The sequence below is a fragment of the Pedobacter sp. Bi126 genome, from assembly GCF_918698245.1.
In the GTDB taxonomy this organism is placed as follows: Bacteria; Bacteroidota; Bacteroidia; order Sphingobacteriales; family Sphingobacteriaceae; genus Pedobacter.
The window spans coordinates 843,081-858,987 of the sequence record NZ_CAKKMS010000004.1 but is presented as its reverse complement, the minus strand read 5'-3'; the positions used below and the strand labels follow the sequence as shown (position 1 = coordinate 858,987).

The following is a 15,907-nucleotide window of genomic DNA, read 5'->3' as shown; positions in this document are numbered from 1 at the left end:
CTATATTTGTTTGTCGGATTTGGGTTTCTCAAATCTCACATCTAAAATCTCATATCAATATATGAAACGTTTAATAGATCTTTTCCGAAATAAATATTTCCTTGCTACTGTCGCTTTTGCGATGTGGATGCTATTTTTCGACAAAAACGATATGATGTCGCAATACGAGTACCGCAGTCAGGCCAATAAACTGCAGGAAGAAAAAGAATATTTCGAGAAAGAAACCGCGCAGGTTAAAAAAGATCTAAACGAACTGAATACCAATCTGAATACGGCTGAAAAATTTGCCCGCGAAAAATACTTCATGAAAAAAGACAATGAAGATGTTTTCGTGATTATTCAGGAAGAGAAAAAGGATTAGTTTTCAGTTAAAAGTTTACAGTTTTGAGTTAACAATCAAACCATAAAACAATTTATATTCCAGTTAACCGATTAAGCAATCAAACAGTTAACCTATCTAATGCTCCATATCCTCTACATTATTGCCATAACCGCTGAAGCCATGACTGCTGCACTTTCTGCAGGCAGACGTGATATGGATTGGGTTGGCGTTTGTATTATTGCCTGGGTAACCGCATTAGGTGGTGGAACGGTTAGAAATGTATTATTTGGCCATTATCCAATGAGCTGGGTAGAACATCCTGAATATTTGGTAATTACCGCAGTAGCAGCCTTACTCGCGGCATTTATTGCCTCCATTATGACTAAACTCAAAAAACTTTTCCTTTACCTTGATGCTTTAGGTTTGGTGGTTTTCACCATTATTGGTTGTCAGGTTGCACAAGAAATCCATTTACCTTATCTAATTGTACTTTTTAGCGGAATGATTACCGGCTGTGCCGGTGGGGTACTTCGAGATGTGCTCTGCAATGAAGTTCCATTTCTTTTTAGAAAAGAGATTTATGCCAGCGCAGCGATAGTTACCGGCGCGGTTTACATCGGCATAGAGCATTTTCACGGAAGCGAGATGCTGGCTACCATTACAGCCGCTGTTATTGGATTAGCACTAAGATTACTTTCTATCCGCTTCGAATGGCATATGCCCAAGTTTGTTTACAGGGATGAATGGCATTGATTCAGTTCGGGAGTTTTCAGTTTAGAGTTTTGAGTCTCCACCCCCCAACTTCTAACTTAAAGTTCCCCGTTCCGCTTTCTCAAAAACCACTCTACGCCCAGCAAAATCAAAATTAAGCCGAACAGCCATTTCATGCTAATCAATTCGTCGTATTTGCGGTCTTCGTAACTGATGGTTTTAATATTTTCGTTTTTGGCAATCTCATCGGCTATTTTCAGCAGGTTTTCGGGCATAAACAGCTTACCATTGCTTTGCTTAGATATGGTATTTAAAAGCTGGTGATTAGCTGTTGTCTGCTGAAATTCTGCAATCAACGCATTTACATAGAAACTACCCGTAGCCGTGAATTTCTTTCCGCCAAGTTCGGTATTCGCGACATAAGAATAATTCCCTGCAGGCATGGTTCCTGCATCTAGCTGATAAGCATTTTCGGTTTTAGAAAAAATATAATTAAACACTTTGCCCGCTTCGTTTTTAACCTGAAGATTAACTTCCGACTCATTTACAGGCTGATAGCTATCGTTATAAAGGGTGCCGTTAAACTGGATGGTTTCATTTTCATCATAAGCAGACTTTGAAGTAAATACCTTAAACCTTCTCTTATCATCTTTAACAGATAGGTATTGAACCGTTTTTGAAATCAGATCGTTTAAAACCGATTGATTGCTTTCATTTTCAGCTTCCGAAAGTTTCCATCTCCAAAGCCCCTCTCCCATTAAATAACCTATCTTTAAGCCATTTTCATTGGCAAAGAACAGCAATGGCTGTTGTGTGCTTACTTTGCCGATACGCTGATTAAAAACAGGTATTGCGCCTGCATTTACGGTTAACCTTCCAAACGGACTTAACAAAGGATCGAAAGATGAAAACTGCTTCTTGTCATCTTCAGTAAGATTGAAGCTTGTAAATCCATTTGCAAAATCGGCATACACTTCCTGAATGGAGCCATTTGCAGAACCCAAATTGACCTGATTTTGCATTTGATTAAAAGCATTTATATTGCTCTGTGCGCCCAAAATATACCAGATCGGTTTCTTTAATCCAGTTAATTTCTTTAAAAATGTTGACGAAATGTTTTGCACGTCGGGTAATTGATACAATATGATTAGATCGAATTTAGACGGATCTATTGTATTTAAATCATCAGCAAGGGCAAGTTTAGCCTCGTAGTGTTTATTTAACGAAATGGCCTCCTTTAAAACGCCTAAATCGGGATGTGGAGCAACCGCAGCAAGCAATACTTTCTGCCTGCCATCAATAACTTCTATATAAAAGGTTTGAACATTATTTCTGGTTGTAATTTCATTTTGTAAAGCACCAAGCTGAACGGTATATTTCTGAACACCAATTTTACCCGCATGAATCTTGACAGGGATCGTTTTAACAAAGGAACCTCCATTAATCGATATGTTTTGCTGTTCTACCTTTGCACCATTTTGGTTAACCGTTAAAGAAGTACTTTCGCCCTCACTTTGAAAAGCCTGAACCTGAACTTCGATCGTAAAATCATCATCCAGGTACACAATGTTATTGTAATTTACATTCGAAATTAAAACATCGCGCTTTGGGATACTATCACCCAGGGCAATGGTATAAACCGGTGCATTAATCTGATTTACGCTGTACAGCGGATTTCCACCATGATTAAAAATCCCATCGGTGGCTAAAATAATGGCGCCAACATTTCTGTTCGTATACTCATCTCTAACTTTCTGAAAAAAAGCCGAGGCATCCGTTAATTTCCCCTGATTTTTAAAATCGAAACCATCTGCAACCTGATCGCCAAAGTGAAGCGTTTTTACCTCGTACTTGTCTGTTAGTTTATCTTGTAGAGCTTTAAGGTTATTTTCGTATAATTTTTGGTCGAAACCAGCTGCTTTAACCTGCCCTACAGAAAGAGAATTATCTTGTCCGATAATGATTACGGGTTTATCTAAAGTATAATTTAATGTTTTGATGAGCGGTGCAAATATTAACCACGCAATGGTAGTCACTACGATAATTCGCAAGGCAGTTAAGCCATACTGAAGTTTTTTATCCAAATTTTTGTTGCCACGATATAGCAACCAGGCATACAGCACGCCCAACGCCAGGCAACCGAGAAAAAACAAAATAGATGTACCCGAAAAAAAACTGTTCATACTTTTATAAAGATGGTAATTTTGAGGAAATTTTCAAGATTATTATCCATAAAGAATTTATGCTAAGGCTAAAAATACACATTCATTTAACCACTGAGTTTACACCGAGGAATACAGATTACCCAAACTGTCTTTAAGCACCCAACTCCGTCTACTTCGTGCCTTTTCTCGGTGACCTTTGTGGTAAAAAAAGAATGTTATGCGCTCTGTGGTTAAATCCCTATTTTTAAACCAAATCAAAATTTATGAAATTAATCTGTTTAACGTTTCTACTGTCTCTAAGCCTTATGGTAAATGCCCAAAATAATTTTAAAGCCACTCAAATTAAATTCGAAAGAGTAGAAAAGGCCTATGATGAAAAATGGGAAACACTGAGAAAGTTTGTTCTGGCAGGTGGCTATGGCGATCGGTTCTCTATGGTAATCAATGCCTACAAAACAGAAGGAAAACTGGAAGTATGGTTAAAGAATAATTCAGCTAAAACCTATTCGTTATTTAGAACTTACGATTTCTGTGCACACTCTGGTACCATTGGCCCAAAAGTGATTGAAGGAGATGGGCAAACACCAGAAGGTTTTTATTACATTAATGTTTTTAACCCGATGAGTAATTTCCATCTATCGTTAGGCGTGAATTATCCAAACGCTACAGATTATGCCCGAACTGGAAAGGGCAGAAAACCTGGAAGCGATATTTACATCCATGGTAATTGCGTTACTGTTGGATGCATTCCATTAACCGACGAAAAAATTAAAGAGGTGTATATTTTGGGTGTTGAAGCCAGGAATGCAGGCCAGGAAAAGATTCCTGTTAACATCTATCCTTTTAAAATGACAGATGGAAATATGAAGAAATATATTGCTCAATTCCCGGCACAAGCCAGTTTTTGGAAATCGTTGCAGCCAGGGTATTCAGCTTTTGAGAAAAATAAAAACCAAGCTAATGTAAGTGAGGTAAATGGGAAATATGTTGTGAAGTAACAAAAGAAGTCAAGTTTTAAAAACTTGACTTCTTAATATTTCTATGGTTTTGGAAAGAAACCCTCTACCTTAAACCTTCATCCCTTCTACCTCCCTACAGCATCCCGCCGCAAACAGATAAAGTTTGGCCAGTTACGTAAGCACTCATATCTGAGGCTAAAAACACGCAAACATTGGCAATATCTTCAGTTTCTCCGGCACGTTTTAAGGGGATATCTTTTTCCCACCCTTCAACAACTTTTGGATCAAGAATATCTGTCATCTCGGTACGGATAAAGCCTGGTGCAACTACGTTGGCACGGATATTTCTCGAACCTAATTCTTTAGCAATTGATTTGGTAAAACCGATGATACCAGCTTTAGATGCAGCGTAATTTGCTTGTCCGGCATTACCTGTAGTACCCACAATAGACCCCATATTGATAAAAACACCTTTACGGGCTTTCATCATTACTTTAGAAGCCGCTTTGGTTACGTTGAAAATCGATTTTAAGTTAATATTGATCACATCATCCCAGTTTTCTTCGCTCATACGCATCAATAAACCATCTTTGGTAATACCTGCATTGTTTACTACAATATCAATAGTACCAAACTCAGCTACGATATCATTGATCAATTGTTCAGCTTCAGCAAATTTAGATGCATCAGAACGATAACCTTTAACCTTTGTTCCAAAGCTTTGTAATTCTTGCTCCAAAGCTTCACCTTTTTCTACTGATGATAAATATGTAAAAGCTACATTAGCGCCCTGTTCGGCAAATTTTTCAGCTATTTTACGACCGATTCCTTTAGATGCGCCTGTAATTAATGCTGTTTTTCCTTCTAATAATTTCATTATGAAATGTTGTAAAGTTGAAATGTTTAATGTTGTAAAGTTAATATTAATCCAAAAACTAACTCTTTTTATTTTAAGTTCATTTATCTAAAACTATCTGTTTTAAGTTTCTAATAAAAGTATTTCTATTTTTTCTATTCCACCCGAAAGAAAACAAAGCTGTTTTAGCAGCTGGGGCACAAATGCTATTTATCAAGATTCCCTTATCAGTTTTAATAATTGTAATTAATTCTCCCCAATTTAAATAAGTTCTTGTATTGTGAACAGCACAGATATAGCTATCACTTTTTTCAATAATAATCCATTCGAGCTCTTGAGTCGTTTTAACTATTGCTTTTTTGCATTGCTTTTTTGTACAATCAATAACTACCTGTTTAAAAATTAATCTGCGATACTGGATAATAAAAAAAACTATAGAAATTACTAGAAATCCAACCCCAAGCATAATAGATCTTTCTAAGGTTGGGAATGTTGTTTCTAACTTTGTTATATTGATTTTAATTACCTGGTACCACCAAAAAATGGCTCCAAAAAATGTTAGAACTACAATCCAATAATGAGAAATTTTATCCCAAAAACTAAGTTTTAACCTTTGGGAAGTTATCATTTCCAATAACAATTCATTATCGAATTTCATATTTAAACCGCAGGTTCCTGCTGGCTCAAACAATGAAAGCTTCCCAATCCCCAAATAATATCAACAGAGTTTATACCGATCACTTTTCGATCAGGGAAACAGCTTTGAAGAATTTTAAGTGCTTTTTCATCATTTACATCATCAAAAATTGGCACAATTACCGCCGCATTGGCAATGTAAAAATTTGCATAAGATGCAGGCAGGCGAGTATCTTCATGAATAACCGGCGATGGCATTGGCAATTGAACAATATTCAATGCTCTACCATCTTTCAGCTTCATGGCTTTTAAGGCCTCTAGATTCTCTTGTAACAAGATATAATTTTCATCCAGTGGATTGCTTTCTACAACAGTTAAAACCGTATCCTCGTTTACAAAACGCGTAATATCATCAATGTGGCCGTCTGTATCGTCGCCAACGATTCCATCTCCCAACCATAATACCTGATCTTGACCATAATATTCTAGCAAATATTGTTCAATCTGCGCTTTGGTTAAATGCGGATTACGGTTTTCGTTCAATAAACAGGCAGTTGTGGTTAAAACCGTTCCAGCGCCATTAAATTCTACCGAACCTCCTTCCATCACAATATCTGGTGTAAACAAAGGTAAACCGAAATGTTTGGCAATTTTTGTCGGAACCACATCATCCAGATCAAACGGAGGGTATTTCCCACCCCATGCATTGTATCCCCAATCTACAACAGCCTTTTCATTTCCTTTCAGCAAAAATGCAGGACCGTGATCGCGGCACCAGGCATCGTTGGTTTCATTAAAATAAAATTCGATCTGGCTTAAATCGACATCTATTTTTGTTAATTCAGAAACAGCAAAAGCTTTCATTTCTTCATCCTTAACATTAATACGCACTTTCTCGCCTTCCGCAACAGCTTTAATAAACAGGCAATATGGTTCGTAAATGGTTTCGATTTTACCAGGCCAGCTCTCCTCTTTATGCGGCCAGCTTAACCAGGTTGCCTCATGTTTTACCCACTCTGCAGGGAAAACATAACCTTGCTTCTTCGGTGAATAATCGAATTGATTGATATTTAAATCTTTTCTTGGAGGGAAATTTGACATCTAATTTTAATTTATAAAATGAATGGTCCGTGAGGACACGAACCATGGATTTTTGTTTATGGGTTTTCACTTTAAGCTTTGGTCTTTAACCTTTCTGCTTAATCCCCGTCAATATATCTTTTTGTAATCGGCTGGTAAGAATCAATTCTTCTGTCTCTTAAAAAAGGCCAATGTTTACGGAAGAAATCAGATTCTGATAAATCCAGTTCAACTACCTCGGTTTCTTCCTGATCGTGAGAACCTAAATAAAGTATTTTGCCTTGTGCGTTTGTGGCGAAACTTCCACCCCAGAATTTCATGGCGCCATCTTGCTCAAAACCTACGCGGTTTACACTCACAACAGGCACACCATTTGCAACCGCATGTGAACGTTGGATGGTTTGCCAAGCATTGTATTGATCTTGATTGGTTTCTTCATCCTGATCCGTAGCCCAGCCAATTGCAGTCGGATAAAACATGATATCTGCACCCATTAATGCTGTAATACGTGAAGCTTCCGGATACCATTGATCCCAACAGATCAGAATACCAATTTTAGCAAATTTGGTTTGAAAAACTTTGTAGCCTAAGTCGCCAGGGGTGAAATAAAACTTTTCATAATAAGCTGGATCATCAGGAATATGCATTTTACGGTATTTACCTAAATATGAACCATCAGCATCTAAAACTGCAGTTGTATTGTGGTATAAACCTTCAGCACGTTTCTCAAACAAAGAAGCGATAATTACCACCCCCAATTCTTTGGCTACCACTTGTAAAGCATCAGTAGACGGTCCAGGGATAGCTTCAGCTAAATCGAAATTATCGTAATCTTCAACATCGCAGAAATACAAAGAAGTAAAAAGCTCTTGCAAACACACAATCTGTGCACCTTTTGCAGCTGCTTCCCTTACTTTAGCAATCGCTTTATCTAAATTTTCTTGTTTATCTTTAGTACAACTCATTTGTACCAAGCCAACTTTTACTTTCTTCATGTTTTTTTGAAATGAGAGAATGAGAGAATGATTAATTGAGAGAATGTTATTGTGCTTATAAGCCACATTCACTCATTCAAAATTCATTCATTCAAATTTTCGTCAAAGTTACTATTTTGTTTAAAAGTAGAACGGCATAATAATGTAATTGTTTTTCTGAAAAGCAAAGTCAGCATTTCAAACGTTTGCCAGTCGGGCTATCCATTATAGCTCCGAAGAAAATCGGAGGCTGCCATTCCTATCCCGTTTAGATGGGATAAGATAGTGCTGCTATTTGAGGTTAACCCACCTGACGGAAGCAATTCCCCGCTATGTTATTATTTTGAATGGAAAAAACATTGTCATCCTGAGGGTTAATTAATTGTTTAAAATCAATATGAGTGACGTACAATTGTTTTTTCTTGGTCTATGGCGCAGTCTTGCCTCGGCTCGCCGCCGCCGAAGGGCTCTTTCTTTTTGGCATCAAAAAGAAACAAAAAATGCCGGCTGAAAATTTTTCTTTTGAAGCGAGTACGTTGGCTTGGACAGTGCAGCCCGAAAAATTTGTTAGGCCGGGTTTAAGTAGAACGGTGATACAGTGCCGCGGCCTAGTTGGATGGAAATACACAATCGGCATAAACCATTCATATTTAAATAATTACAAAATAACGTCAATGGTAGCTTGTCGAAGGCAAATGTTTTTTTTCGATTATAAAAGGTCTTTACTTCGGCCAAGTTCAGTACAGGCTGGCTCAGACTGACAATTATGCTTAAAGTAATAAAATTTAGAGGAAGATAAAATGAAAAAGCCCCGATTCTCATCGAGGCTTTCTGTCTTACTTTAAAACCAAATTAAGGATTTATATTATCCTTTTTAGGTTTGGCTTTTGTTTCTACAATTTCTGCAACCGCTACCACTTCTTTGCGTTGCGTTGGGTCCATCAACTCCATCAACTTCAATCCCAACAGACCATCCATTGCTGAACCGCCGTGGTTACCTCCACTACCACCAATCAATACATCAGGAATCAGTTTCACATTACCTTTTGATAACTCCTCGGTAATTTTGTAACGGGTAAAGTTTTCGCCTCCCAAAGCTTTCACGGCAAGCTCGTAAGCTTCGGCGGTTGATTTACCTACCGCTAAGATTTTACCTGCTTCTGCACTACCGGTTAAAGAAATCTGCTCAGCCTCTGCTGATGCCCTTAACTTTATCGCTTCAGAATCAGCCTGTGCTCTTGCTTTGGTTGCCTCAGCCTCTGCATGCGCCCTCATTTTAGTGGCCTCAGCCTCTGCTCCCACTGCGAGTTTTACACCAGCCGCATCGCCTTCCGATTTTTTCACGGTTGCACTTGCGGTACGTTCGGCAATCTCCACACTTTGTTGTGCCTTCACAATATCTTTCTGCATATCAGCAATCGCAGTTTCTTTCTCCATCCCCTGGCGCGTTTCCTGTGCCTGTTTTTGGGTTTCGTAAGTAACCTTTTGCTCTTCCGCAATTTTACGGTCGGTTAAGGTTTTCATTAACGATTCTGGCGGAACAATGTCTCCGATCAGCGTATCAACCGCATTTACGTTATATTCATCAAGCACTTTACGGATATGTTCTTTAGCCGATTCCTGACGCTCTTTACGGGTACTTAAGAAAGCAATCACATCACTTCCCTGTGCCGAGTTACGGAAATAGTTACCAATGGTGGGTTCTAAAACCTGCGAAACCAGATTCACCATATTACCAAAACGTGCAATAACTTTAGGAGCTTCCGTAGTTGGTACGTGAATAATCTGCGCGACATCTAAATTAAAGGGGAAACCATCTTTAGAACGTACAGTAATGGTTGACAGGTTTTTATCCAGATTATGTGCCTCACTACGTGCCGATGCCCAGTTTAACACCAAATTAGTTGTTGGTACCAACTCTACCTTCATAATGTATTTGTTAATCGGATATTTACCTGGCCCAAGCGGTTCGAGCCAAACACCTTTAGAACCTTTACCAACAATATTACCATGTTTAAAGTCTGCACCGGTCAGGTCGTTCCCATCAGTACCAATAAATGAGATTACAACGCCTACATAACCGATCGCGATTTCAGTCATAGGGATTTCCTCCAATTGAATTGCCCAGGGGTTAAGGTTATAAGAACCTGCCAAAATTACCTGGGGTTGCAAACCACGGTTACCACCTTGTTTTATAAAGGCATCGAAATCCTGGAAATTGTTGTGTCCATCAACAAGCTTGCCCGCAATCTGATTGGCCTCAATCGGTAAACCATCTAAAGTGGTTACAATGCCCACCATGCTTTCCTGGATTCGGATCATATCCGTAACAGAAACCTGAAACAGCATCGTATTGATACGATAAGAACCCGAGGTAATATAAGAGGTTTGCCGGCCTCGCTGACCGCCATTTTCGAGAAACTTCACTGCATCCTGAAAATTATCAGACTCTACCCTTTGCCCAAGGATATTACCCGTTGGAATTTCCGAACCATCTTTGGCCATAATCAGTCCGATTTTACCCTCCGGAATAATGGTAAACTGTTCCATCGTTACGCTGTACTGCCAGAACCACATTCCGAAATACAACCCTGGGGCTAAGGTTTTTCCCTGGAAACCAGCTTCGCCTTTAACCGCGATGATGCGGCCATCGGGCAGCTCCCGGTCGGAACCGAAGAGCACGAATTTTTTGGTAATCAATCCGATCCTATCTTCGGGTACGATGACCATCCCGAATAAGAAACGTAAAATATATTTGTATAAAACTATGCACAACAGTGCCACTAAAACCCACCAGTAATTAGAAATGAGCGCTTCCATAATGTTATTATTTTTTCTTTTTTTAACCTGATAAACCATTTATCAAGCACGATATAGATATCAAACGCCGTGCTTTGTTACCATTTTTGACACTTATTTTTAAACTATTTTTTATTGATTTTAAGGCCTAAAAGATGACTCAGGATCGATTTAGAGCGAAATGTCATCTGCAGATGACATTTTATAGAATAGCCTGACTAAATGCTTATAAACGCTAAAAACTAACCATTTAGGTTTACCGAAATAGTTGCAGAAATTTTAATTGTATAAATTACAATTAATCGAAAAAAATGTGTCCTTTTTTAGACCTATACAAATGACCCAATTGGCCTACACTAATTGATAAGCTTTAATACCAGAAGCCTCAAATGAGCGTGATCTTAAATAATATACGGATAGAAACATTACAATATATTAGAGATATTATTACATTTATTCAAAGTATTATCAGACATGGGCTTTTTCGAAGATTTTACGGACGACTATATAAAGCCTTTCGGAGAACTGATCGTACTTGTTACTTTCTCTATTTATACGCGTATTGCCTTATGCGTTTATTTGGTCTTTAGCGATCCTCTTTCAGTGGAATTTAAATATCTCGTTGTTATTATATTCTGTATTCCAATTTTGAGGTATATTTTCCATTCGGTTACCAAAACCGATATGCCAGATGGTTCAAATATGTTTACTTCATGTGTTTTTCCCGTATTATACCCTTTCGCAAATTCCCATATCTTATATCTATACAATTTTCCGACACTGCTGGCATTGTTGATATTGTTTATCCCAATGGCCATATATTACGCCTTTTTTATTGCTGAACGCCTTTATCCCGATAATCGGATAAAATTTTTAACTACCTTATGTTTCTACGTCTTACAGTTTTTGTTTGCTGTAAATTTTGCCTTTGATACCGCAAAAACTATTGATAAAAGATATTATGTTATTTCTAAAAACGAAATCGTTACCGGAGGAAATGGCCCTGAAGATTTTGAGACACATCACTATTACTTAGATCTGGTACCCATAAATAAGAATGTAGATCCACCTAAATGGATAGAAGTGAGTGAAAAAACTGATAGTACGTTTCGTGGTGTTTTTAGCACTAAGTTTTTATTATGGAATGGCAAACCCTATAGAATATTTGCCAAGAAGAAAGTAACTGATACCATAAAAAGAAAATATAACACATTTCTATTACCAAGAACGCGTTTGCGTTATTATTTCTTGTTGCAGCATGATTTAGATTACGAGCGAAAAAAAATAAAAGGAGAAGTGTACGATAAATTTAACATAGGTAGTTATATAATAATAGAAAAACACCCCGGCCTATTAGGGATTGAGTGGATTACCTATCGTTAACATTTTTACCAGAATGGATTGGAACCCCATGTAAACTAAACCCGATTGCACGAATGCCCCCGGTTTTTTTATCGGGGCAGAAGGAAAAGCGGGACAGGAACCAACCTAAAAGCACAGGAACTTGCTTTTCAAACTATTTCGACTACAAAACACAAAGATTAAATGCCTACTTCTACACGATACTCTTGCTGCAACTCAAACAGGCATTTGGCGCAGAGGCAGCCATCGTACAGTTCGGAGATGTATTGTACCTCGTTAATGCTTAACTGCACCACGCTGCACTGGCATTTGGTATAAGAATTTGCCTTGCACTCAATGACGCCATTACATCGCTCGCAAGGGATGATTTCGTGTTTGGCGCTATGTTTTAAGGTATTATTCATATGTTCACTGGTCATTAGTTCACTTGTATTTGGCGCTTTAGAAACTAATGAACCAATGGCTAATGAACTACTGAACCACACAAAAGTATAAACAAAAAATAAGGTTTTGAGCGTTTGCCCAAAACCTTTACTTTATAATTGCTTTTAAGGAACTATAGCTACATTTACCTTTCTTAAACTAGTTTAAGTTTTTCTTGCAAGGTACTGTTCATCTTTGTATAGTACAATTTATCCTAGCAAAGATTATGAAAATAGTAGTTATCGGCGGTACCGGCCTTATTGGTAACCAAATCGTAAATCAATTACAAAACAGCGGACATGAAGTGATCGCTGCCTCGCCCAATAACGGAGTGAACACACTTACTGGCGAAGGTTTAAAAGAAGTATTGCAAGGGGCACAAGTAGTGGTAGATGTATCTAACTCGCCATCTTTTGAAGACGCTGCTGTGATGAACTTCTTCAAAACCTCCAACGAAAACCTGTTGCCTATGGCAACGGCAGCTGGGGTACAGCATCATATTGCCTTATCTGTAGTGGGTACCCAAAAACTCCAAGCCAGCGGTTATTTTCGTGCGAAACAGATGCAGGAAAGCCTGATCAAAGCATCAGGCATTCCCTATACTCTTGTTCATGCTACCCAGTTTTTTGAATTTGCAGGAAGCATTGTTCAAATGAGCATGACCGATGGAAAAGTAATCCTACCTGCAGCCAACATTCAACCTATCGCAAGTAAAGATGTAGCTGCTTTTATGGCCAAAATAGCTTTGGAAAAGCCCGCTAACCAAATTCTTGAAATTGGCGGACCTGAAAAATTTGATATGGCAATATGGATAAGAAAATATTTGCAGGCAACTCACAAAAACTATGAGGTAACATCTGATGTTCAGGCTTCGTACTCGGGAGCATTGTTAACCGCTGACACGCTGGTGCCCGAAGCAGCTGTTTTTCTCGGCGAAACCCATTACAAAGATTGGATTGCGATTACTAAAAATCAACGATAAAAAAAGCCCGATACAATGTATCGGGCTTTTGTATTGGAGGCTGTTTTAAATAATCTCCTTTAAAATTCTATCTTGCGTCAGACCTTGAAACAACCTTAGGATGACGACTCGTTAGGACTAGCCTGAGCAGCTGATACAGCCTTCTTCCATTGAACAAACTGGTCCGTCAACGATTTCTTCTGCAACCTGATCTTGTGTCATTTCAGCTGGAATAACCGCTTCAATTGCTTTACCACCTTGGTTCTCTACCGTAAATTTAACGGCCTGAGAAGCTGCTTGTGTACGCAAGTAATACATACCGGTTTTTAAACCTTTCTCCCATGCATAGAAGTGCATTGAAGTTAATTTTGATGTATTTGGTGCGTTTACGAACAAGTTTAACGATTGCGACTGGCAGATATAGGCACCGCGATCTGCAGCCATATCGATGATATTACGCATCTTGATCTCCCAAACGGTTTTATACAATTCTTTAATATAATCAGGAATCGAATCAATAGCCTGGATTGAACCGTTAGCCAATATGATCTGATTTTTCATATCGTTGTTCCATAAACCTAATGCTACTAAATCTTTCAATAAGTGTTTGTTTACCACTACAAACTCTCCACTTAATACACGGCGGGTGTAAATGTTAGAAGTATATGGTTCGAAACATTCATTGTTACCTAAAATCTGAGAAGTAGATGCAGTTGGCATTGGTGCAACCAATAGTGAGTTGTACACACCATCTTTAACTACTTTTTTGCGCAATGCATTCCAGTCCCAACGGCCGCTATCTGGTGTAACATTCCATAAATCGAACTGGAATTTACCTTTTGATAATGGCGAACCTTTAAATGTTTGATAAGGACCATTTTTCACAGCCAAATCGTGCGAAGCCGTCATCGAAGCGAAATAGATCGTCTCGAAAATATCTTTATTTAAACGTTTAGCCTCATCACTTTCGAAAGGTAAACGCAATAAGATAAAGGCATCAGCCAAACCTTGTACACCTAAACCAACGGGACGATGGCGCATGTTTGAGTTTTCGGCTTCTGGCACCGGATAATAGTTATGGTCGATGATTTTGTTCAGGTTTAAAGTAGCCTGATAAGTTACATCGTATAATTTCTGGTGATCGAAAGCACCGTTGATTACGAAACGAGGTAATGCCAATGATGCTAAGTTACAAACCGCAACTTCATCTTTAGAGGTATACTCGATAATTTCGGTACACAAGTTAGAACTTTTGATGGTACCTAAATTCTGTTGGTTAGATTTGCTGTTCGCTGCATCTTTAAACAACATGTAAGGCGTACCGGTTTCAATTTGCGAATCTAAGATAGCAAACCAAAGTTCTTGTGCTTTAATGGTTTTACGGCCACGGCCTTCTGCTTCATATTTAGCGTATAATTCTTCGAATTCCTTACCGAAACAATCTGCCAAACCTGGTGCTTCGTGCGGGCAGAATAATGTCCAATCGCCATTATCTTTAACACGTTGCATAAACAAATCGTTAATCCAAAGGGCATAAAACAAATCGCGCGCACGCATTTCTTCTTTACCGTGGTTTTTACGAAGGTCTAAAAATTCGAAAACATCTGCATGCCAAGGTTCTAAATAAATAGCAAAAGCACCTTTACGTTTACCTCCACCCTGATCTACGTAACGTGCAGTATCGTTAAATACACGTAACATTGGAATAATACCGTTACTTGTACCGTTTGTACCACCAATATACGATCCTGTTGCACGGATGTTGTGGATACTTAAACCAATGCCGCCTGCACTTTGCGAAATTTTAGCCGTTTGTTTTAAAGTATCGTAAATACCTTCGATGCTATCATCCTGCATGGTTAACAAGAAACATGACGACATTTGAGGTTTTGGTGTAGCTGCGTTAAACAAAGTTGGTGTAGCATGTGTAAACCAACGCTCGCTCATTAAGTTATAGGTTTTGATTGCGCTATCGATATCTTCTTTGTGGATACCAACAGAAACACGCATAAACAAATGTTGAGGACGCTCTACAATCTGACCGTTAACTTTTAAAAGGTAAGATTTTTCTAAAGTTTTAAAACCGAAATAATCGAAACCGAAATCGCGGTCGTAAATGATAGAACTATCTAAAATATCCTTGTTTTTTTCTATAATCTCATAAACATCATCAGCGATAAGAGGAGCATCTTTCTGCGCTTTCGGGTCGAAATATTCGTACAACATTTTCATCGTACCCGAGAATGATTTAGTGGTGTTTTTATGTAGGTTGGAAACCGCAATACGCGATGCCAACAAAGCGTAATCAGGGTGTTTTGTTGTTAACGAGGCAGCAGTTTCTGCAGCAAGGTTATCCAGCTCAGATGTTGTTACACCATCGTATAAACCTTCGATAACCTTTTTGGCTACATCGATTGGATCGACCAGATCTGAATTTAAACTATAGCACAACTTTTGAATGCGGGCTGTGATTTTGTCAAATTGCACCGCTTCTTTGCGGCCATCTCTTTTTAGTACGAACATATTTTATGAGATTTAAGTTTTATTATTAAGCCGTGAGTATCAAGTATCAAGACCTAATCATCACTTTGTATTTTTTGTTATTTATTTATTAGTATCGAGTAGCGGGTAACAAGTATCAAGTAGCGAGATTAAAACC

General features: G+C 38.4%; 13 protein-coding genes. 5 read left to right on the top strand and 8 right to left on the bottom strand.

Going from position 1 to position 15,907, the window contains the following annotated elements:
- Positions 1-61 precede the first annotated feature (61 nt).
- Together LQ201_RS18475 and LQ201_RS18470 are read left to right on the top strand one after the other, a co-directional pair.
- Positions 62-361, top strand: a complete 300-nt coding sequence (locus LQ201_RS18475) for a septum formation initiator family protein (protein ID WP_025145767.1) — start codon at positions 62-64, stop codon at positions 359-361.
- A 99-nt stretch (positions 362-460) separates the two neighbouring features.
- A complete protein-coding gene (locus tag LQ201_RS18470) occupies positions 461-1,075 on the top strand; it encodes a trimeric intracellular cation channel family protein (protein ID WP_230146292.1) in 615 nt (204 codons plus the stop codon).
- A 56-nt stretch (positions 1,076-1,131) separates the two neighbouring features.
- Here the strand turns inward: LQ201_RS18470 and LQ201_RS18465 are convergent, their stop codons facing one another.
- Positions 1,132-3,216 (bottom strand): hypothetical protein, encoded by a 2,085-nt coding sequence (locus LQ201_RS18465; protein WP_230146291.1) that lies wholly within the window; start codon positions 3,214-3,216, stop codon positions 1,132-1,134.
- A gap of 245 nt (positions 3,217-3,461) precedes the next feature.
- On the opposite strand from LQ201_RS18465, the gene LQ201_RS18460 reads away from it, so the two are divergent.
- Complete coding sequence (locus tag LQ201_RS18460) at positions 3,462-4,196, top strand: murein L,D-transpeptidase family protein (RefSeq protein WP_230146290.1); 735 nt, start codon at positions 3,462-3,464, stop codon at positions 4,194-4,196.
- Between the two features lie 94 nt (positions 4,197-4,290).
- Here the strand turns inward: LQ201_RS18460 and fabG are convergent, their stop codons facing one another.
- The 5 genes from fabG to LQ201_RS18435 form a co-directional block, all read right to left on the bottom strand.
- Positions 4,291-5,034: a 3-oxoacyl-[acyl-carrier-protein] reductase gene (gene fabG, locus LQ201_RS18455; protein WP_057933957.1), complete on the bottom strand. Its 744-nt coding sequence runs from the start codon at positions 5,032-5,034 to the stop codon at positions 4,291-4,293.
- Positions 5,035-5,113: 79 nt separating this feature from the next.
- A complete protein-coding gene (locus LQ201_RS18450) occupies positions 5,114-5,671 on the bottom strand; it encodes a hypothetical protein (RefSeq protein WP_230146289.1) in 558 nt (185 codons plus the stop codon).
- Between the two features lie 2 nt (positions 5,672-5,673).
- On the bottom strand, positions 5,674-6,750 hold the full coding sequence (locus tag LQ201_RS18445) for an agmatine/peptidylarginine deiminase (protein WP_230146288.1): 1,077 nt from the start codon (positions 6,748-6,750) through the stop codon (positions 5,674-5,676).
- A gap of 98 nt (positions 6,751-6,848) precedes the next feature.
- Positions 6,849-7,724, bottom strand: coding sequence for a carbon-nitrogen hydrolase (locus LQ201_RS18440; RefSeq protein ID WP_230146287.1), 876 nt, complete (start codon positions 7,722-7,724; stop codon positions 6,849-6,851).
- Positions 7,725-8,555: 831 nt separating this feature from the next.
- Positions 8,556-10,523, bottom strand: a complete 1,968-nt coding sequence (locus tag LQ201_RS18435; RefSeq protein ID WP_230146286.1) for an SPFH domain-containing protein — start codon at positions 10,521-10,523, stop codon at positions 8,556-8,558.
- Between the two features lie 453 nt (positions 10,524-10,976).
- Between LQ201_RS18435 and LQ201_RS18430 the strand changes: the two genes are divergently transcribed.
- A complete protein-coding gene (locus tag LQ201_RS18430; RefSeq protein ID WP_230146285.1) occupies positions 10,977-11,885 on the top strand; it encodes a hypothetical protein in 909 nt (302 codons plus the stop codon).
- A gap of 158 nt (positions 11,886-12,043) precedes the next feature.
- Here LQ201_RS18430 and LQ201_RS18425 read toward each other — a convergent pair whose 3' ends face one another.
- Complete coding sequence (locus tag LQ201_RS18425; RefSeq protein ID WP_230146284.1) at positions 12,044-12,283, bottom strand: cysteine-rich CWC family protein; 240 nt, start codon at positions 12,281-12,283, stop codon at positions 12,044-12,046.
- A 230-nt stretch (positions 12,284-12,513) separates the two neighbouring features.
- On the opposite strand from LQ201_RS18425, the gene LQ201_RS18420 reads away from it, so the two are divergent.
- Positions 12,514-13,269, top strand: a complete 756-nt coding sequence (locus LQ201_RS18420; protein ID WP_230146283.1) for an SDR family oxidoreductase — start codon at positions 12,514-12,516, stop codon at positions 13,267-13,269.
- A 117-nt stretch (positions 13,270-13,386) separates the two neighbouring features.
- Here LQ201_RS18420 and LQ201_RS18415 read toward each other — a convergent pair whose 3' ends face one another.
- On the bottom strand, positions 13,387-15,771 hold the full coding sequence (locus tag LQ201_RS18415) for a ribonucleoside-diphosphate reductase subunit alpha (protein WP_131029987.1): 2,385 nt from the start codon (positions 15,769-15,771) through the stop codon (positions 13,387-13,389).
- Between the last annotated feature and the right edge of the window lie 136 nt (positions 15,772-15,907).